Consider the following 18,575-nt stretch of genomic DNA (forward strand, 5'->3'; position numbering starts at 1 on the left):
ACGGCCACACTATATTTCGGCCGGGTGCTGACGGGGCGGGTTCTGGCGACGGGGAAAGCCGGCCAGCCAGGCAGCGAGGACAGGCAGGAAAAACCAGCGTGTCCGGACAGAAGGAGACACACATGATCATCAGGATTGAAGTTTCCGACGCGGAACTCGAGGAAATGCACTGCAGCTCTGTCGAAGAGTTTGAGGAGCAGATCCGCGACCAGCTGGATAATGGCGTCGTGACCAGCGACGGTGGCACCGGTTCGGAGTGGCTGACAGAGTACGAACTCGAAGTCATCAGGGTCGACTAACCACGGACTGGAAAACGACGCGTCGAGGTTTTTGGGAGCATGCGATGGCGACCATCCAACTTCGTATCGGCGATCGGGAGCTTGAGGCCGAGCCGACCGCAGGGCTCAGGGTGATCGTTCGGGAGCACAACGTAGCCGAGGTCGCGTACTCGCTGAGTGAAGCGTTCGCTGCCTTGCTTCCACGCGGGCCGGAATTTGTGATGCGCTCAACGGTCGATGACGCGATCAGGGCACTGCTGCGAAAGCACGCACAGCCGAATTAGGAAAAGGGTTTGCGGCTCTCGCGAGCCAAACTGGAGATTGTGATGGCAAATGTCGATCTGGCGACCGTGGAGAAAGTGGTTGCCGCGATTAAAGACGAGCACGACCCGCAGGCGCAGCGCGAAGCACTGATTATTCGCGAGCAGTGGCTTTCGGAGGTTGATGCAGGACTGCTTGAAATGAGCGACGAGGCGCGTATAGCTCTCGAAGACGCATGAGGTGTTGACACCAGAGGAAGACGGCCGGTACGGCACTCGTGTCCGGATCACGTGGGTCGATCTGCACCACTGTCTGCTGGTCAGCGCACGAACCGGATGCGACCGGGCGTCTGGCGCCGCCGGCGTGTCGTGAGTCTGACGATGATGCGGTCGCCACGGCAAAGCAGCCACAGCGCAAGGCAAGCGAGTAGCGGAATTACGATGAGCATCCGTACCCATGAAAGAAGCTCGTCGCATACGGCCATTTTCAGACCTCCCGTTGCTCGTCCGGCCAGTCTCGCCTACCACGTGCCCACGTGCAACCAGGCGCGCTCCCACCAGGGTTTCACGGTAGCCCGACCGGAGAAAGGAGCTGCGGTTCGTCCTCCTGGACACGCTCTCGTGGATCTGTCCGGCCGAGGAGGCGATTCTACCAACGCAGGCCGGATTCACCGTCCGCATTACCCAATGCAGAGCAATAGAGCACATCAGGTCTGCGTTGCTTTTACGTGCCCGCCGCCACGGCGCTTGAGCGACCGTCGACGGCACGTCCAGTGCCGACGAACCGCGAGGCAGCCCGGGCGCTACGTCGCCATGCCTAGCGCGCGGACGAGATCGGAGAGCCGGTACGGCTTATGAATAAATGCAAACTCGTCGAGATTGCCGTGTTCGGCCCTGAGGGCGGGCAGCGGATAACCCGAGGCCAGTACGATCCTGATCTCGGGCCGAAGCTCGCGCGTCGAACGTGCGAGCTTGATCCCATCGATTCCACTGGGCATCACAATGTCGGTGAACAGCACGCGGATATCGTCGCGACGACGCAGCGCATCCATTGCCTCAGATCCGTTGCTCGCGGTCAGGACTTCGTAGCCGAGGCCACGGAATAGCGCCGCAGTCGCGTCCAGCAGATCCGGTTCGTCCTCCACCACCAGCACCGTATCGAGTGCCGGGTCCGCGAGCGCATCCTCCTCGCCTGACGCCCCTTTTGCGACTGGCAGATAGATGCTGACCACCGTGCCGTGGCCCGGTTCGCTGCGTATGAGCACGTCGCCACCGGACTGGGCAATGAAACCATACACCTGGCTCAGGCCGAGTCCGGTGCCTTTGCCCACCTCTTTGGTGGTGAAAAAGGGTTCGAACGCACGCGCCGCGACTTCAGGTGGCATTCCCGAGCCGGAGTCCGCGACGGACACCCTGACATACAGACCAGCCGCGAGTGTGCCCACTGTCCCCTCGCGGAGTTCGACATTTTCAACTGCGATGCCGATCCGGCCGCCCTCGGGCATTGCGTCGCGCGCATTGACGATCAGGTTAAGCAGCGCGGACTCAAACCGCACCACGTCGAGCAGGACAGGCCGGGGGCCGGGCTCCAGCCTGACATCGAACTCGACTACCCCGCCTGCGGCCCGCCGCAGGACCGCCTCGAATCCGCGGATCACGGCGTTCAGGTTGCATTTTTCGACTTTGAGCGGCTGCTGCCGCGCGAACGAGAGCAGTTGCTGGGTCAGCGTCGCGCCGCGGGTGACCGCGCGCTGCATGGTTTCCAGCATTTTCAGGTCGGCGCGGTCCTGTACCCGCAGCGAAAGCACATCAAGTCCGTTTGACATCACAGCGAGCAGATTGTTGAAGTCGTGCGCAACCCCGCCGGTCAGTTGCCCCAGCGATTCCATCTTCTGCGACTGGAACAGTGCTGCATTGGCGCGTTCGAGCGCCTCGGCTGCCTGTTTGCGTTCGGTCACGTCGCGTGTCACCTTGGCAAAGCCCACCAGCTCACCGGTGTTGTCACGGATTGCGTCGACCACTACGTGAGCCCAGAAGCGCGAGCCGTCCTTGCGCACACGCCATCCCTCGCGCTCCGCGCGGCCTTCTGTAGCGGCGGTCGACAGCATCAGCGAGGGCAGGCCGCTCGCGCGATCTTCCTGCGTGTAGAAGCAGGAAAAATGCTTTCCGAGAATTTCCTCGCGCGTATAGCCCTTTATCCTTTCTGCGCCGGCGTTCCAGCTGGTGACTTCGCCGGCGGGCGAGAGCATGAAGATTGCGTAGTCGGTGACACCCTGAACCAGTAGCCGGAACTGCTCCTCACTTTTACGTAAAGCCTCCTGGGCGACCTTCCGATCTGTAATGTCGCGCGTGATCTTGGCAAAGCCAATGAGCTTGCCGGCATCATTGTGGATCGGATCGATCACCACATTTGCCCAGAACCGGCTGCCGTCCTTGCGCACCCGCCAGCCTTCGTCCTCGAACTTTCCTTCGTCAAGGGCGGTTCGCAAGGCGAGAGCCGGCCGGCCGGCGTCCCGGTCCTGCTGCGTGTAAAACACGGAAAAGTGCTCGCCAATAATTTCATTCGCGGCATAGCCCTTGAAGCGTTGCGCCCCCGCGTTCCACGTCCTGACGAAACCGTCCGGGTCCAGCATGAAAATTGCGTAGTCCCGCACCCCTGCGACGAGCAGCTGGAAGGACTGTTCTTCTGTCATTTCCCCGATGGTCTGTGTTTTATCTGTCATGGCGTTCACAGGCAGCCTCGTGTGGGCAGTTCGTGCAATTATTCTCGACAAGCAACAGGCGCGCCAGCCCATGGATAAACAGGCGTTCAGGCCCTTCCCGGCCGCTATCGCCGTTTGCAACGCGTTGCAGGTCGTAGGGGAAACAATGGGTTGGCCATTGTATGTCAGGGAAAAACGGCTGGAAGAGTCGGCCATGACCGGGCGACCGGTTGGCGTAACAGACGGCAGCGGCACCGTGCTTCACATGTGCCCGATTACGCTGGCGAACGAGTACCGCGATGACTCCGGGTACGTGATCAGGCGCTCGAAGCGGCAACGCACGGCCGGTTCGTGCGAGATGCTGAACCGCGAAATCCGACCGCGACAATACATACATACGGACGCGAGCGGGCGGCTGGCCATCTGCGGCGGTGACGCCGGTGAGATCTGGAACCGGTAACTACTCGGAGAGACTGGGCTCCGGTCCAAATCGCGACATCTGGTGGCGCAAAAAAAGACCGGCACGAGGCCGGCTTGAAAGGTCTAGCGTCCGAGTGAGCTAGAACCTGAGAGGAGGTGAAACACAGCCACGAGCATCGGAACGGAGCGGAGCGCGTCTCGACGATTGGGTGCGGATCGAAGTGCGCACGATACCTGAAACCTGGCTGAACAGGCTTAAGGAAACCTGAAGGACCAGTCGCACAGCGCCTGGCAAAGACGGAGGGCGCGTCATGGCACGAAAGACGTCGAAAATCGTGTATAAATAATGCCGTTGCCAGAGCAGAATAACCGTCAAGTTCCCGCTGAAAAATTACGATGAGTGCACACCTGGACGATGCTCCGCTCGCGCGCCGTCGGGCTCTCGCTGCCGAACTTCTGTCAAATGGTGAAGGTATCAGTGAAGTATCGAGGAAGGCCGGGCTGAGTCTTCCGACCGTGAGCAAATACAAGCAACTGATCGAGCGGGGTGGACCGGAGGCGCTGGCGAAGCTCCGTTTCAATGGAAACGTTCCACGCCTGGATGATGCTTCGGAAAGCTGGCTTGTCAGTGCAATCAAGCATTCACCTGGCCTTCACGGCTATCCAGGACCGTGCTGGACCATCGGCCAACTGCGCGAACTGATCTTTAAACGTCTCGGTGTCCAGTTTTCGGCTTCGCATGTCGGCCACCTGGTTCGGGGCTATGGCTTGGCTTACCGGCTGACCTATTCAACGCAGGAAAAGGCGTCGCCCACAACTGCTGAACAATCGCAGCGTGACGCCTACGCAGCGCGCCGAAAAATCGCGGCGAAGATGCTGTTAAAAGGGGAGAGCGTCAAACACGTTGCGGAAGCACTCAACATCAGTGTGCGAACCATTGAAAAATACAGGGCAATGGTAAGGGCTAGCGGCGTTGAGGCTGTCGAACAGCTCAAGTCATCCGGACGCAAAGCTACACTTGGCCCCGAAGCCCTTAAATGGTTGCAGGAGGCATTGGAAGGTAGCCCCATGGCCTACGGCTATGAAACTCGACTCTGGCGAAACGGAGATGTTCAGGGGCTGATCAAGGAGCGGTTCGGTATTTACCATTCCAACGGCCACGTAAGGACTCTGGTCAGCAAGCTCGGGCTGGAACACAGGATGTACCCACCTAAAGCGCGAACGGAGAAAAAGCGCGTGACGATGAACGATCGAACGCTGGCATGGGTCGCCGCTACACTCAAGGAGTCGCCACGAGCACACGGCATCGACGCCGATCACTGGACGAATGCGCGCTTGCGTATCGTGCTTCATCGTCGGCTGGGCGTTGAGTATTCTCGAGGTTATGTCTGGGAAATTGCCACTCGGGCCGGCGTGGCAGACCTGCTGACAAGGCTCCGTAGCTGAGCAACAGTTCTGTGCAAAAATACGCCATCAACACTTCCGCAGACCACATGAGTTCGAACTCCGGGCTGAAGCCAATTGCCGCAAAGCGCCTTCAGGCAGCAAAACTACTCGAGAGAGGCTGGCCTGTTGAGAGCGTCGCCGAGACCGTGGGGATGAACGTTCGAACGGTCAAGGACTACAAAGCCATGCTGGATGCAGGAGGTATCGAAAAAATCGAACGAATCAGCGTGGGCGGACGTAAATCGGTGCTGGACGACAAAGCCCGAGCCTGGATCGTCAAAACGGTAAAGGGTTCGCCCCGGTTGCACGGTTTTGAAACGGATCGCTGGTCAAATCCGAAATTGCTGACTGTTATCGAGCGCGAGTTCGGCATCCGGTTTTCCGACGTGTACGTCCGTAAACTCACCATTGATCTCGGGTTACTTGACCGGATGCAGCCGCACAAGGCGCCGAGCCGACGAGCACCCGGAACTATCGACGCTACGGCGCTTGCCTGGATCGCGTCAGCCTTACGGCAGTCTCCCCGGGAACAGGGCATTGATGCTGACCACTGGTCGAACGGGCGCCTCAGAGCGGCCATCGAGACGAAGTTCGGTGTGCGCTACTCGCGTTTCTATATCTGGCATCTCGCAACAGGATTGGGCCTGTCGCATGTGCTGATCAATATGCGAAAGTAATCGTCGGTCAACATACGTATACGCTGCCACCCAACGATCCGAGCCGGTGCCGCGTATCCGGGAGCAACAGCGGTCCCAACCGCAGACTGCAAAACAAAAAAACCGCCGAAGCGGGCTTACATTACATCATGCCGCGCGACCTGGCGTAGTCGCGTGGGGCGTCGTCCAGCCGCGTCCGCCAGCCTTCGCCAGCCGACCGTCCGGCTGATCGTCGCCGCCGGACATGCACCGCTCACCGAGAAAGCAACTGCACATCGGTTCGATCCCGGTCGGTTCCGGCGCTTTACTATGGTCGGCTGTTCGATTCAACGCGGGCGACACCTTCTTCCGTGTCCTAATCAAAGCGCTGAAAGGAACCGCGACCCGCAGGTCATGCTTGCCCGTTCAGTTCGGCCACACAGGTTGCGTGGATCGCGCGTACAACAGACGATCGATAGTCAGGTCTCCAGCCGTCGGTGAACAGCCTGGCGAGGTACTGCGCATCGTTGAAATCCGGCAGACCCGCGAGGCCGAGTGCGATCCGTTCTGAGAGCGCGCCAAGCCGTACCCGCTCCCGCCAGCCCGCGTTCGCGCCGTTTGCCGCAAGCCAGATGCGCGCCGATTCCACGAGGTGATCGGTGCGTAGCCAGTCACCGCTGCGTGCCCTCGCAACAAGCTGGGCTATTGCAAGGTAGCAAAGCAGTTCCGCACGTGCTTCGTCGTCAAGTCCATCAGGTTCGATCATCGGTTCTATCGCATACGGTGAGCATGGTGCCGCGGGTTCGCGCGTTCGTAACCTTGCGAATTGCTGTTCCGGGGGGATGGCAGGTATCGCGTTGCAGTGAATACCGCCGATCCCGGACTGGGACCGGGCGCGGGGGAGTAATCCTGGTCCGCTTTCCCGGCAGGCGCTTTCCCCGAGCTTGACTTCGCAGCAAAAACCACTAGCACTGAAGCTTACCGTCAGTCGAGCGTTCATGCCCTCCGCCCCGACGCGTTCCACCCGCCTCGCTGCGCCGCCCCGGGCCGCGCAGTACATTCGCATGTCCACCGACCACCAGGAATATTCTCCGCTTTTCCAGCGCGAAGCGATTGCCTGCTATGCCGCCGCACACAACATACGGATCGTGCGCGATTACGAAGACGCAGGCATCAGCGGTCTCACGTTGCGGGATCGACCGGCGCTGATCCAGCTGCTGCTCGATGTGGAAAATCCTGCCCGAAGGTTTTCCAGCGTTCTGGTGTATGACGTCAGCCGCTGGGGCCGTTTTCAGGATGTCGATGAGAGCGCTTTCTATGAATACACCTGCCGTCGCGCTGGCGTGAGCGTGATCTATATCGCTGAGCCCTTCGAGAACGACGGCAGCCCACTCTCATCGGTCATGAAAGCGATGAAACGGGCAATGGCCGGTGAATTCAGCCGGGAGATGTCGCGCAAGGTATTTCTTGGCCACTGTCTGAACGTGCAGCGTGGATACCACACCGCGGGGCCTGTGGGATATGGTCTGCGGCGTGTGCTCGTCAATGCCCGCGCGGAAGCCCGGCAGCCGCTTGCCCGTCATGAATACAAGAGTGTGCAGACCGACCGCGTCATCGTGGTCCCGGACACCACGGGCGAAGCAGCGATCGTGCGCAGGATGTTCGAGTGGTATGCGACGCAAGCGGTGACGGCGGCGGGGATTGCGCGGCGTCTGAATGAATTCGGGATCTTCAACGGCGACGGGCGTCCGTGGCAGGGGCAGAACGTCTTACAGATTCTGCGCAACGAGAAATATATCGGCACCAATGTCTACAGCCGCACGACCTCAAAACTCGATGGTCCATGGCAGCAACTGCCATCTGATGAATGGATCAGGGTGACGGGTGCATTTGCCCCCGTGGTCGACAGACAACTCTTTGCGGCGGTCCAGACGAAGCTTGCGGAAAGCAGGCGCCGACCGACGCGCGACGAGATCGTCGGGGGCATGCGCAAGGTAATAAGCCGCACAGGCAGGATCAATCAGAAGTTGCTGAAGCGCTGCCGGGGCGCTCCGTCGGCAGAGCAGGTGGCGCACGAGTTTGGCAGTCTCAATGAAGCGTACAAGGTCATCGGCTATGCACCGAACCTCGATCCCGTGCGCTCCGAAAACCGGAGCGTCGAGCGGCGTATGGAACAGCGCGTCGCGGATAGCGCCGCTGCCATGCTGCGCGAACTCGGACATGACGTCCGGTATGAAAAGCACACCGCCACGCTGTGCCTCGATGGCGCGCTTCGGATGCAACTGGTGGTGCGCCGTCCATGGATGATCCAGGGGCATCTGCCGTACTGGGTCGCCCGCTGGCCAGACTGCTTCGCGATCGACTTTCTGGTGTACGGACGCATCGAGCGCGACGGCACTGAACTGTCTGATTTCCACATCCTGCCGCGTGGCAGTCTTCGTGCAGGTGAGTACACCGTGGTGTTCCGTCACGGCCAGTCCCATTTCGAAGCGTACCGGCATCCCGATCTGAAAGCGCTGCTCGCGCTGGCGGAGACGGTTTCGCTCGACGTGCTGCCGGCGGCTCGCAATTCGGGGACGAGGTCGACGCCATGACGCGCGCGAATCCCGATAGCCGAGGCCTGGATGTCCCTGCGGACGAAGCTCGGGCCTCGTTGCGCGGCGACCGGTGCCCCGCGAACCGGAAATTAACGCCCGAAGCGAAGGCGCGAAAGGTTTTAAAGCTCGAACGCGCGCGGCAGCAGACGCTTCTTCGACGGATGGAATCGGTCCGGGTGGAAATGGCCGTTCTGGATAACGTACTGCGAGAACTGCTGTCCGATCCTGCGTTTATCACGCTGCTCAGAGGTCAGGGGTTTGTGACGATGCCACGCCTGCTTCGGGACCGGCTGGAGGGAAGGGATTCATGACAACCGGCCAACCTGCGAGATTCGTTGCCCGGGTCGCGGAGGTCGCGGCCGGGCAGGCCGCTCCGGCAGGCATCTGTCCGGAGGCGCTCACCGTGCTGGACGGGTACCGGCTACCGGAACGCACCACTTCATCGCTCAGGCGGATGACAGGTCCCCGTCAACTGGCCGCGGCGCGCGTGATGGCTGGCGCGAACAACTGTTCGGGCGATCTTGCGCGTGCGTTGCTCGCGGCCACGTCTGCATCACAACGCGCCGACGATCCGCGCGGCAGGCAGTCCGACCGTCATCGCGCAAGGCTGCTCTCCGGGATGGAAAAAGGTCTTACGCATATGCAGGAGACAGTTCGGTCCCTGACACCCCGCTATCACGACGACCTTTACCGTCTCGCTCTCGCCGCGAGCTTCGTCAGGGGCTGGATGCAGGATGACGTCGTCACGGCGTGGCTACTTGCACACGCTCCGGGCGCTGCCGCGGCACTTGGCGATCTTGTATCGGCATCGGAAAAGGCGAAGGCGCCCAGGCGAACGATGAAATTGCCTTATACGCGTGCCGTTCAGGCAGCGCAGACGAGGCGGAACTGAACGGAAGCCGGTGTGAGACTTCGGGGAATTTGTTTGCTGCTACGAAGCAGCCGGCAGCGTTCCAAAAAAACGGGGGCCCCGCCTTTGATGGCACTTCCTTTGGACTTCAGCCGCAAGGGGCAGTTCAAGTTAATCGGGCGAAGATATCTGAACTGCCGCAGTTGGCCGAGGGCGTGTGAAGACTCCATTTTTGCGGCTGAGGGCGAGGGCGCCGGTCGGAAGTCCAGCGTGATCGCCACATGTAAGGCCGTTCTTTACCAGGCAATGAATTATGTTGCTAGGTCCGTGGCTCACTTCGTACCGACAGGACCGCTTCGCCTTGACATTTCTGGTCTCATCTCAGCCATGCCGTGATGGTTTATCGCATCTTCCTTCGTCCCGTCTTTGGTCGTGCTGTCGGCGGTAATTACATTCATTCGGACCGGTTGGGTTCGCTGGGTCGCAGTCGAAGCGGCCATCCAGGTGTCACAATCACGCAGCGCGCCGGGTTTCGAACACCCCAGGCGCCGGCCGCACCATGTCTCTATTCGGGAGAGCCCCATGCCGATCCTGTATTCTTACCCGGACCTGTTCGGCGTCGCCGACAACAATCCGTTTGGCCTGAAGGTCTATGCATTCATGCGCTTGTGCGGCCTCGACTTCGATCACAGGCACATTCTCGATACGAAAGAGGCGCCGCGTGGACAGTTGCCGTATCTGGTCGACGGCGAGGAATCAATCGGTGATAGCGATGCAATCATCGCCTACCTGAAGCGCAAGTACGATCTTCGCATCGACAGCGCGCTCTCCCCAAGGCAAGCGAATCTCGACTTCCTCGTGCGGCGCACGCTCGACGACCTGTATTGGCCGATGAGCTTTTCGCGCTGGCGCGACGAGCGCTTTCGCCCAGTATTTTGCAACGCTTTCACGGCGGCGCACCCGGAAATCACCGCGAGTGCGCTCGAGGCGGCGAGCGAGTACAACCGCCTACGCTACCACTATCAGGGCATCGGCCGCTACGAGCCGGATCAGGTGTATGAGCGCGGCATCGGCGATTTGCACGTCGTGGGGGATCTGCTCGGCGACAGCGGCTTTGTTTTCGGGCCCGAGCCGGCCACGGTCGATGCCGCGATCTACGGCTGCGTCGCGAATATCTACTACTACGACATTGATACGCCGTTGAAGCGCTACGTGCTGTCGCGGCCGAACCTCATCCGGCATTGCAAGGCGATGCACGAGCGGGTCGTTGCCCCAAGTGAACCACACGGTACCGGCACCTAGTGGTCTGGACTGCCTGTCTTTACATCTGCTGTTAGAAGGCGCGACCGGACGTGCTTGCCCAGCAATGTAGTTTCTTCGGAACCGGCAGCGGCTGTGTTTTGCAAGACGCTGCGTTTCGAGCGCGGACCGGATTGGCGTTACTTCAACGTCAATACGTCAGCGCGATTACATAGAGCACGATGGCCGTGATCTGCCAGAAACTTTTGATTGCCTCCGGTTCACGAATGACTGGTGGCTGTACCGCGAATCGACCTCAAGCAGAGGACGCGATTCAAGGCCGACGCGGTGGCTCGGCGGCGGACGGGGATTGGCGAATCCAGCTTCGTTCAGCCTCTATAGCGAAATCGGGAAGGTTGACGGACGCGAAGATGACGACCTGTTCATGGGTGGCGGGGTAGGCCCGAAAAAATCCGAGCTTGCGCAAAGAAGCGGCCGATGGAGAGCGTGGGAACTCTGTTAACGCGAAGGCTGCTCCTGGGCACTCGCGTCGTTGGTCTCCATTGAATCAATAGCCGTACCGGTGGCTCCGCCTTCCTGTCGCGAACAATATTCGCGATACTCTGCTGGGGTCAGCGGCAACAGTTACAGACATCCAGCGCAGACACGCTGGCGACGCTTACGGCCTGACGAGTTTGAAGTCGAGCACTGTCGCGGCGGCATCCGGTTTGCCTCGACGTTGCAGATCCTCGGCAAGCAGTTTCTGGAAGAGTGCTACGTCCCGTTCGCCGTGCTGTTCGCGAAATTCGCCGAAAACTTCAGCGATAGCACTGCTCCGCGTGTCCGGACTCAGAGTGCTGCTGATATACGAACAACCTCGTGCCAGTTCAAGCACATAAGCGGCTCGAGCATTGGCCATGGCGACGCCACCAGTTTTTCCCTGTTGCATCAGTCTTTCAATTTTGTATGGGTACATTCACCGCTGGGCTTGCAGCTGGGTTGAGTTGCAATCAAACGGCACACGATGGTCTGGAACTAGGTTATCGCAGGTTGCTGAAGGAAATCTTAAGAAGCGTTACCTTATGGGCTGGGACGATAGTCTTTGCGTGTGCGCTGCAAAAAAAAGCCGGCACGAAGCCGGCTTTGAAAAGGTCTAGCTCCCGAGGGGCAGCTAGAACCTGAGAGATGGCAGGCGCGCGCCGAACCATGTTGACGTGCGAAAACCGGCAGAACTCGAGACCCGCACTGTGCCCGACTCAGCCTCCTATGTGTCTGCGGAGAAACGCCTAGCCCGTCTCGGTGCCGGTTGGCCGCCGCACATTGTGATCGTCGCTCAATGTCCCAGCGTAGAACAATTAAGACTCCACAGCTAGATAACCGAACGACGACGAGGAGCGACACCCCATACACGCTGATCCTGCGGGATACAAGGCATGGACGATCGTGCCTCTCGCCCCGGTTTCCATCCGAGGCGATGCAGCAACAGCGATAGTCGTGCACGGAAATGGCGAACGCGAAACGTTTGGCATTCCTGGCTACTTCGCGTCCGCGAGCGCCGCATGCAGGTCTGCCGTTAAATACGCCAAAGCCTGTATCGATCGCCGGCGATGCCCTTAGCCGCCGTATTCACTTCAGTAAGTCTGCGCGAGTCGTTTGTGCAGTCGAAGCCAGCAGCGGGCGATGGCTCGCGAAGACGCGCGAGGCTCACTGGCTTGATAGGAGGGCGGCTGTAGTAGCCCGTCTCGCTCATTCGCTGCCCGTTGCGCTCAGCGAGCAACTCCGACACGGTCAGACCGCAGAGACGCCCCTGACATGGAACCATCCCGCAGCGAGAAAAAGGATTTGTTCTGATTAGGGCCGACGGGCAACCGGGCGATCCACTGGCATATCGGCGACAGGACAGGAACCATCTCCTTGCCGCCGGGAGGGCAGATGTTCGCGCTCACTACGTGTCGAGAGTGGCCCGGAAAGAGGCGCTAAGGGTCGGTCACGATCAAGGCGGATTTTGAGGCGAATGCCGAAATGGTCACGACGGATCTGCCAAACAAGAAAATAGATCGACAATAGGGGAGCGGCCGACATCTGAGCGGAGCGCCGCGTCGAATTGATGAAATGCCACTGACGCGGGGTTCCGTTCGCGCGTCCTTGCCGGGGGACGGCCAGGTTGTTATTCAACGCGGTCAGGGGCGTGGAGGGCAGCGTGCCACGGATGCCGGCCCGTCTAGACGTAAACGGGTCGATGCCCGGCGGGATGACCGCGAAGCCCGCACAGATCTGCCTGACCGATGGTTATGACGTCGCGTTGCCCGACGGACTGAACGGCGTGTACATCGCGACGGGCTTTCCGCCCGATCCGAAACAGGACCTACGGTCTATCTGGGCCAGTACAGCGGAAGCGGTACTGAAGGATATCTGCTATGCCGACTATGGCGCGGTATTGAAAGCGGCGTCGTATGGCACATCGCGGCACACGGGCCGCTATTTCGAGGTTGCCAACCAGATCGTACGCAGCCTGATCTCGGCTGGCGTTGCGGCCATGGCCGTGACGAGCGCGGTGACGTGGCGGAAGCGGCGCTTGTGCTGCACGGACTTGTGTTTCCGCCGATGGGTGTCATGGTCATTGCCGTGTGGCCCACGGATTGGACCATGTTCGGCCGGCCGCCGGGACGTCTCGCGTCCTGAGCATCAGCGACCTGGCACGCGTTGAGCCGTGGTCGCGTGCCCGCTTTGCAAAGATTTCCGCTATATGGGAATTCCAGCCCCGACGTGCCTGTTTGCAGTCGAACGAATCGGCGCCCCGGAACAGGTACGAGATTTGCGCGCAGGAGCGGGGGACTGCCGGGTTCCTCCCGGCGCCGTGTCTCTGGCTGCGCGAGCGCGCACGCAAGATTTGCCAAGGAGGACAGATGAGCACATCGAACACGCGAGACGCGCTGGATCTGGCCGGCGTGGACGAGCAGCGGATCGGCATGACTTTGGAGATCAACGGCACACGACACCAATTTGAGCTTGAACCGTGGACCACGTTACTTGACCTGTTGCGCGAGCGGGCCGGACTTACCGGTACGCGTAAAGGTTGCGATCACGGTCAATGCGGCGCGTGTACGGCGCTGGTGAACGGACAGCGGATCAACACCTGCCTCGCGCTCGCCGCCGTGTATGACGGCTCGACCATAACGACGATCGAAGGGTTGGGGAGGGGGGTAAAAAACGGGCAAGAAAGCGACGACGCATTGCACCCAATGCAGCAGGCCTTCATTGACCACGACGCGTTCCAGTGCGGCTACTGCACCCCCGGCCAGATTTGTTCGGCCGTCGGAATGTTGGCGGAAGGACACGTGGATACGCGCGACGACATCAGGGAGTTGATGAGCGGCAATCTGTGCCGCTGCGGTGCGTACGTCAATATCGTGAATGCGATCGCGGAAGTCGCTCAGTTAAATGCCGCGCCCACCAGCGAACGTGCGGCCGGTGATCGCAAAGACGGAGGCGCCGAATGAACCGCTTTTCATACGCTCGCGCGACCGATGTCGAACAGGCCATAGCGCACCACCGCGGCAGCGGGGCCGCGGCGTTCCTCGCGGGCGGAACCAATCTGGTCGACCTCATCAAAGAAAACGTTGCGCGTCCCACGCTGCTCGTCGATATCACCCGCCTGCCGCTGAAAGACATACAGACGACCCCGCCTGGCGGCGTCAAGATCGGCGCGCTGGTGACAAACAGCGCGGTCGCTTATCACGAGCAGATCGCGCAACGCTATCCGCTGCTGGCGAAAGCGATCCTCGCGGGCGCATCGGCGCAGATCCGTAATGTCGCAACTGTCGGCGGCAATCTGCTGCAACGCACGCGCTGCCATTATTTCTACGACACGGGTACGCCTTGCAATAAGCGTGACCCCGGAAGCGGCTGTCCCGCACTTGAAGGGGTCAACCGGATTCACGCGATTCTCGGCACAAGCGAGCAGTGCATCGCGGTGCATCCGTCCGATATGTGCGTCGCGCTTGCGGCGCTGGACGCTGTCGTCCATCTTGCAGGCGAGAGCGGCACGCGAGTGCTGCCTTTTGCCAATTTTCACCGGCTGGCCGGCGACACGCCGCAGATCGATACGAACCTTGCGCCCGACGAAATCATCACCGCCGTGGAACTGCCGCCTGCCGGTTTCGCGGATCATCACGCCTACGTGAAGGTCCGCGACCGGGCGTCGTATGCATTCGCTCTGGTTTCGGTCGCGCTCGGTCTGCGGCTTGAAGACGAGAAGATTGGCGAAGTGAACTGCGCGCTTGGCGGCGTCGCGCACAAACCCTGGCGCGACCTGGAAGCGGAAGCCTGGTTGCGCGGTCAAGCGCTTACACGCGATGCGGTGCGCGGTTTCGCCGACATGCTGGTGCGCCAAGCGCGCGGCCGCCGCGGCAACGCGTTCAAGATCGGACTCACCACGCGAGCCGTGGTGCGAGCATTCGAAATGGCGACGCAACGGCGTTTCACGGAGGAGGCGTAATGGCACGAACAGAGGCTTTGCGTACCGAATATCCACTGGGCCCCGCGACCGGGGCACCCGTCAATCGGGTGGACGGCAGGTTGAAGGTGACCGGCGCCGCGTGTTACGCCGCCGATTTCACGGCCGAAGGCCTGGTGTACGGCTTCGTTGTGTCGAGCACAATTGCGAGCGGCCGCATCGTCGCGATAGATGCGTCCGCGTCGCATGAAACGCCGGGCGTGCTGCTCGTTCTGACCCACGAGAACCGGCCCGAGTTGCCGCTGGCGGACGCCGCCTTCAAGGATCAGATTGCGCCGGGTGGCATGCCGTTTCGGCCACTTTGGGACGATCGCATCTGGTACAGCGGGCAACCCGTCGCGCTGGTGGTTGCCGAGACGCTCGAACTCGCGCGCCATGCGGCTTCGCTTGTTCGCGTGCGTTACGAAACTACGCCACATTGCACGGAGCTGTCCCGGGTAATTTCCAATGCCTATCCGCCATCGCAGGAAAAGGGCGGCTTCGAGCCGCCCCCCTCGCCGCGCGGCGACGCCATCAGCGCGTTCGTGGACGCCCCCGTGCGCACCGACGCGTTCTACAGCACGCCGATCGAATACCACAATCCGATGGAAATGCATGGCTGCACGGTCGTGCCCGATGCAGACGGTCGACTCACGGTCTATGAGAAAACCCAAGGTGTGCTGAATACCCGCGAGTACCTGATGAACGTATTCAGCCTTCCGGCCGAAGCGGTGCGCGTCATTTCGCCGTTCGTGGGCGGTGCATTCGGCTCCGGTTTGCGGCCTCATTACCATCTGCCGCTGGCGGTAATGGCCGCACGCGACCTGAAACGGCCTGTGCGTGTCACGCTGACCCGACAGCAAATGTTCAACTTCGTGCACCGCCCGCAATCGATCCAGCGCGTTGCGCTCGCTGCGGCGACGGACGGGCGGCTCGCGGCGGTGATCCATGAAGCAGTCTCGGAGACCTCGCAGTTCGAAGATCACTGTGACGTCGTGGTGAATTGGGCTGGGCAGTTGTATGCATGCGATAACGTGCGGCTCGGCTACAAAGTCGCGAAACTGGACGTCTGCACACCAGGCGACATGCGCGCGCCGGGCGCGACGCAGGGCATGTTCCCGCTGGAGTCCGCCATGGACGAACTCGCGGAGAAGTTGCAGATGGACCCGCTGGCCTTGCGGGTGGTGAATTACGCCGAGCGCGATGCAAACAAGAACCTGCCGTTTTCCAGCAAAGCGCTTCGTGAATGCTACCAGCAAGGCGCGGAGCGCTTCGGCTGGGCTGGCCGGCCGCTCGCGCCGCGCAGTTTGCGCGACGGCACGGAGCTGATCGGCTGGGGCATGGCGACCGGCGCGTGGGACGCGATGCAAAAGCCCGCCTCGGCGCGCGCGGTGCTGAAAAGCGACGGCCGCGTCACGGTGTCCAGTTCGACGGCTGACATCGGCACTGGCACGTACACCGCGATGACCCAGATCGCGGCCGACACGCTCGGCATCGATGTCGCCGACGTGCGCTTTGAACTCGGTGACTCCACGCTCTCGGAAGCACCGATCGAAGGTGGCTCCTTTACCGTGTCCTCAGTGGGCAGTGCGGTGCAGGCAGCATGCTCGCGATTGCGCGATCGTCTCGCGACGTTGGCACGCGAATACGGCGGCGAGCAGTTTGCTCAAGCAACGCCGGCCGAGATTCGCCGTGACGGCATGCAGCTGTCTTGCGGTACCGGGCGACGTGGCGCGATAGCGATCGACCAGCTGCTAAGTCGGGCGGGGCTCGAACGACTGGACGAATCCGCAACGGTCAGTCCTAAAGAGCAGCAAAAAAAATATTCGATGGGTACGCATTCGGCCGTTTTCGCCGAAGTGCGCGTGGACGAAGCATTAGGGACGGTACGCGTTACGCGCGTAGTCAGCGCTGTCGCTGCGGGCCGGATCGTGAATCCGAAAACCGCCGCCAGTCAGATCGCGGGCGCGGTGGTCTGGGGCATCAGCATGGCGCTGCAGGAAGAGGCGCAATTCGATCATAACCTGGGCCGGGCGATGAATCACAACCTGTCTGAGTACCATATTCCCGTGAATGCCGACATCGATCGCATCGAAGTCGTGTTTGTCGACGAATCCGACAACGTGGTCAATCCGCTAGGAGCCAAGGGGGTGGGGGAGATTGGCGTGGTGGGCGTTGCGGCGGCAATCGCAAATGCGATCTGGCATGCGACGGGCAAGCGTATTCGCGATCTGCCGATTACCTTGGACAAGGTAATTGCCTGATTTCGGCACCACTTTCATAAATTTCGTCTTCCACCGCAGCTATCGCCCGCGAACTGGCGCTCTCGTTAAGACTTATTCGACGCCTACGCTCGGAGATCGCAGTTAGTCGGTACTCGGAGCATGTGGCAAGACTCGCGGCCCTGTTTTGTTTCTTTGACTCAGGCCATCTCGACAGCGTTCGTGCCGGTCGTGATCGATGAGCCAACGGTCGAATCGGCCATTGAAGTGTGCCAGTGGTATGTGAAGGAGTTTGGTCGCATCTTCAATCCTGACATGGCGATCGAAGAGGCAGCGACACATGTGCTGACGAAGCTGAAAGAACGCGTGGCTTCAAAGAACGGCGGTCAGATTCCAGAGATTGCAACTCGGTAATCAGAATGTGGAAATGCCTGAAAAGAGTTGCGGCCTTTCTGCTCGCGGTACGGGTTTAAATCGGACGCGCAAAAGTTCAAGATGGCACTCGAATGGCCAGTGTTCCGTTCCGCTGATTCGCGAACAAAGTCTGTGCAGCTTTTCGAGGATGGAATCGGCGTTTGCAGTCCAGATGAGCGGCCCGCAGTTTGCGTTGTAGTGGGAGACGAATTGATCAATACGCTTGATCAGTTGTTTGACCGAGCTGAACGAGCCTCTGCCGATCGCCTCGTCGGTGATCAAGGCAAAGAAGCGTTCGACTTGGTTGAGCCACGAACTGTATGTGGGAATGAAATGCACGTGCCAGTGAGGGCGTGCCGCCAACCACGCCCTGACCTTCGGGTGCTTGTGACTGCCGTAGTTGTCCACGATGCAGTGCCCGTCGAGCTCTGCGGGGACGGCCTTGTCGATCCGCTCAGAAACGACTGGAACCCCTGTTGCCGGTGGCGCGGCTTGCAGGTAGCGAGCGCGGCACCGTTGAGCACGTTCAGTGCAGCGAATAGCGTGGTTGTAGGGTGACAAACATAATCGTGCGTGACGCGTTCGACGTAGCCGAAGCCCCAGCAGCATGGGCTGAGTGCGTTCGAGCGCCTAATACTGGCCCTTCTCGTCCACGCACAAGACCAAGGCATTCTCGGGCGGGCTCAGGTACAGGCCGACCACATCGCGCAGTTTCTCGATGAAGAGTTGATCGGTCGAGAGCCTGAGGCTCTCGCTGCGATGCGGTTGCGGGCCGAGCAGCTTGAAGTAACGGTGCACACTCGGCGGCGAGATAGCCGTTTCGGCGGCGATCGTGCGTACGCTCCGGTGCGCGGAGCCATCCGCCGGCTTTGTGTGCAGGGTCTTGTAAATCAGTTGAGCCAGTCGCTCATCGTCAATCGTGCGCGGTTTGCCGGGATGTCGTGCTGGCTTTTTTTGCAACGACTATCGTCCCAGGCCATGAGATAAGGCTTCTTGAGATTTCCTTCAGCGACCTGC

General features: G+C 60.6%; 18 protein-coding genes and 1 pseudogene. 15 read left to right on the plus strand and 4 right to left on the minus strand.

Annotation, left to right across the window (positions count from 1 at the left end):
* The first annotated feature begins 122 nt into the window (after nucleotides 1–122).
* The 3 genes from AC57B6_RS14915 to AC57B6_RS14925 are packed head-to-tail and all read left to right on the plus strand — an operon-like array spanning nucleotide 123 to nucleotide 778.
* On the plus strand, nucleotides 123–299 hold the full coding sequence (locus AC57B6_RS14915; RefSeq protein ID WP_183797667.1) for a hypothetical protein: 177 nt from the start codon (nucleotides 123–125) through the stop codon (nucleotides 297–299).
* Nucleotides 300–343: 44 nt separating this feature from the next.
* Complete coding sequence (locus tag AC57B6_RS14920) at nucleotides 344–562, plus strand: hypothetical protein (RefSeq protein ID WP_496421625.1); 219 nt, start codon at nucleotides 344–346, stop codon at nucleotides 560–562.
* 42 nt (nucleotides 563–604) lie between these two features.
* Nucleotides 605–778 (plus strand): hypothetical protein, encoded by a 174-nt coding sequence (locus AC57B6_RS14925; RefSeq protein ID WP_183797601.1) that lies wholly within the window; start codon nucleotides 605–607, stop codon nucleotides 776–778.
* Nucleotides 779–1,341: 563 nt separating this feature from the next.
* Here AC57B6_RS14925 and AC57B6_RS14930 read toward each other — a convergent pair.
* Nucleotides 1,342–3,261, minus strand: a complete 1,920-nt coding sequence (locus tag AC57B6_RS14930; RefSeq protein WP_496421641.1) for a hybrid sensor histidine kinase/response regulator — start codon at nucleotides 3,259–3,261, stop codon at nucleotides 1,342–1,344.
* A gap of 19 nt (nucleotides 3,262–3,280) precedes the next feature.
* On the opposite strand from AC57B6_RS14930, the gene AC57B6_RS14935 reads away from it, so the two are divergent.
* From AC57B6_RS14935 to AC57B6_RS14945, 3 genes are all read left to right on the plus strand, one after another.
* The gene (locus AC57B6_RS14935) at nucleotides 3,281–3,700 is read left to right on the plus strand and encodes a hypothetical protein (protein WP_496421626.1); all 420 of its coding nucleotides are present in this window, start codon (nucleotides 3,281–3,283) and stop codon (nucleotides 3,698–3,700) included.
* 356 nt (nucleotides 3,701–4,056) lie between these two features.
* The gene (locus AC57B6_RS14940; RefSeq protein WP_454805389.1) at nucleotides 4,057–5,106 is read left to right on the plus strand and encodes a winged helix-turn-helix domain-containing protein; all 1,050 of its coding nucleotides are present in this window, start codon (nucleotides 4,057–4,059) and stop codon (nucleotides 5,104–5,106) included.
* 47 nt (nucleotides 5,107–5,153) lie between these two features.
* On the plus strand, nucleotides 5,154–5,783 hold the full coding sequence (locus tag AC57B6_RS14945) for a helix-turn-helix domain-containing protein (protein ID WP_454805390.1): 630 nt from the start codon (nucleotides 5,154–5,156) through the stop codon (nucleotides 5,781–5,783).
* A 370-nt stretch (nucleotides 5,784–6,153) separates the two neighbouring features.
* Here the strand turns inward: AC57B6_RS14945 and AC57B6_RS14950 are convergent, their stop codons facing one another.
* On the minus strand, nucleotides 6,154–6,507 hold the full coding sequence (locus AC57B6_RS14950) for a hypothetical protein (RefSeq protein WP_216752948.1): 354 nt from the start codon (nucleotides 6,505–6,507) through the stop codon (nucleotides 6,154–6,156).
* Nucleotides 6,508–6,739: 232 nt separating this feature from the next.
* Between AC57B6_RS14950 and AC57B6_RS14955 the strand changes: the two genes are divergently transcribed.
* The 4 genes from AC57B6_RS14955 to AC57B6_RS14970 all read left to right on the plus strand — a co-directional run bounded on the left by AC57B6_RS14955 (nucleotide 6,740) and on the right by AC57B6_RS14970 (nucleotide 10,490).
* Nucleotides 6,740–8,335, plus strand: coding sequence for a recombinase family protein (locus tag AC57B6_RS14955; protein WP_454805391.1), 1,596 nt, complete (start codon nucleotides 6,740–6,742; stop codon nucleotides 8,333–8,335).
* Nucleotides 8,332–8,649, plus strand: a complete 318-nt coding sequence (locus AC57B6_RS14960; protein WP_216752406.1) for a hypothetical protein — start codon at nucleotides 8,332–8,334, stop codon at nucleotides 8,647–8,649. The genes AC57B6_RS14955 and AC57B6_RS14960 overlap by 4 nt, the downstream gene beginning before the upstream one ends.
* Nucleotides 8,646–9,230, plus strand: a complete 585-nt coding sequence (locus AC57B6_RS14965; protein WP_454805392.1) for a plasmid partitioning protein RepB C-terminal domain-containing protein — start codon at nucleotides 8,646–8,648, stop codon at nucleotides 9,228–9,230. Before AC57B6_RS14960 ends, AC57B6_RS14965 begins: the two co-directional genes overlap by 4 nt.
* A 540-nt stretch (nucleotides 9,231–9,770) precedes the next feature.
* Nucleotides 9,771–10,490, plus strand: a complete 720-nt coding sequence (locus AC57B6_RS14970) for a glutathione S-transferase family protein (protein WP_183797595.1) — start codon at nucleotides 9,771–9,773, stop codon at nucleotides 10,488–10,490.
* A 616-nt stretch (nucleotides 10,491–11,106) separates the two neighbouring features.
* Here the strand turns inward: AC57B6_RS14970 and AC57B6_RS14975 are convergent.
* Nucleotides 11,107–11,376 (minus strand): hypothetical protein, encoded by a 270-nt coding sequence (locus AC57B6_RS14975; protein ID WP_183797594.1) that lies wholly within the window; start codon nucleotides 11,374–11,376, stop codon nucleotides 11,107–11,109.
* A gap of 1,302 nt (nucleotides 11,377–12,678) precedes the next feature.
* Here AC57B6_RS14975 and AC57B6_RS14980 point away from each other — a divergent pair.
* The 5 genes from AC57B6_RS14980 (at nucleotide 12,679) to AC57B6_RS15000 (ending at nucleotide 17,558) form a co-directional block, all read left to right on the plus strand.
* Nucleotides 12,679–13,134 (plus strand): hypothetical protein, encoded by a 456-nt coding sequence (locus AC57B6_RS14980; RefSeq protein ID WP_216752386.1) that lies wholly within the window; start codon nucleotides 12,679–12,681, stop codon nucleotides 13,132–13,134.
* A 199-nt stretch (nucleotides 13,135–13,333) separates the two neighbouring features.
* Nucleotides 13,334–13,927, plus strand: a complete 594-nt coding sequence (locus AC57B6_RS14985) for a (2Fe-2S)-binding protein (RefSeq protein ID WP_496421627.1) — start codon at nucleotides 13,334–13,336, stop codon at nucleotides 13,925–13,927.
* A complete protein-coding gene (locus tag AC57B6_RS14990; protein ID WP_216752384.1) occupies nucleotides 13,924–14,925 on the plus strand; it encodes an FAD binding domain-containing protein in 1,002 nt (333 codons plus the stop codon). The genes AC57B6_RS14985 and AC57B6_RS14990 overlap by 4 nt, the downstream gene beginning before the upstream one ends.
* Entirely contained in the window at nucleotides 14,925–17,186 is a 2,262-nt protein-coding gene (locus AC57B6_RS14995) for a xanthine dehydrogenase family protein molybdopterin-binding subunit (protein WP_216752383.1), read from the plus strand. The genes AC57B6_RS14990 and AC57B6_RS14995 overlap by 1 nt, the downstream gene beginning before the upstream one ends.
* A 120-nt stretch (nucleotides 17,187–17,306) precedes the next feature.
* On the plus strand, nucleotides 17,307–17,558 hold the full coding sequence (locus AC57B6_RS15000) for a hypothetical protein (RefSeq protein ID WP_216752381.1): 252 nt from the start codon (nucleotides 17,307–17,309) through the stop codon (nucleotides 17,556–17,558).
* A 99-nt stretch (nucleotides 17,559–17,657) separates the two neighbouring features.
* On the opposite strand, the pseudogene AC57B6_RS15005 reads toward AC57B6_RS15000, so the two are convergent.
* Nucleotides 17,658–18,494, minus strand: a pseudogene (locus AC57B6_RS15005) (IS630 family transposase); the annotation flags it as partial.
* Nucleotides 18,495–18,575 lie beyond the last annotated feature (81 nt).

This window comes from Paraburkholderia sp. BGA-UO-ETr-F12 (genome assembly GCF_059567945.1).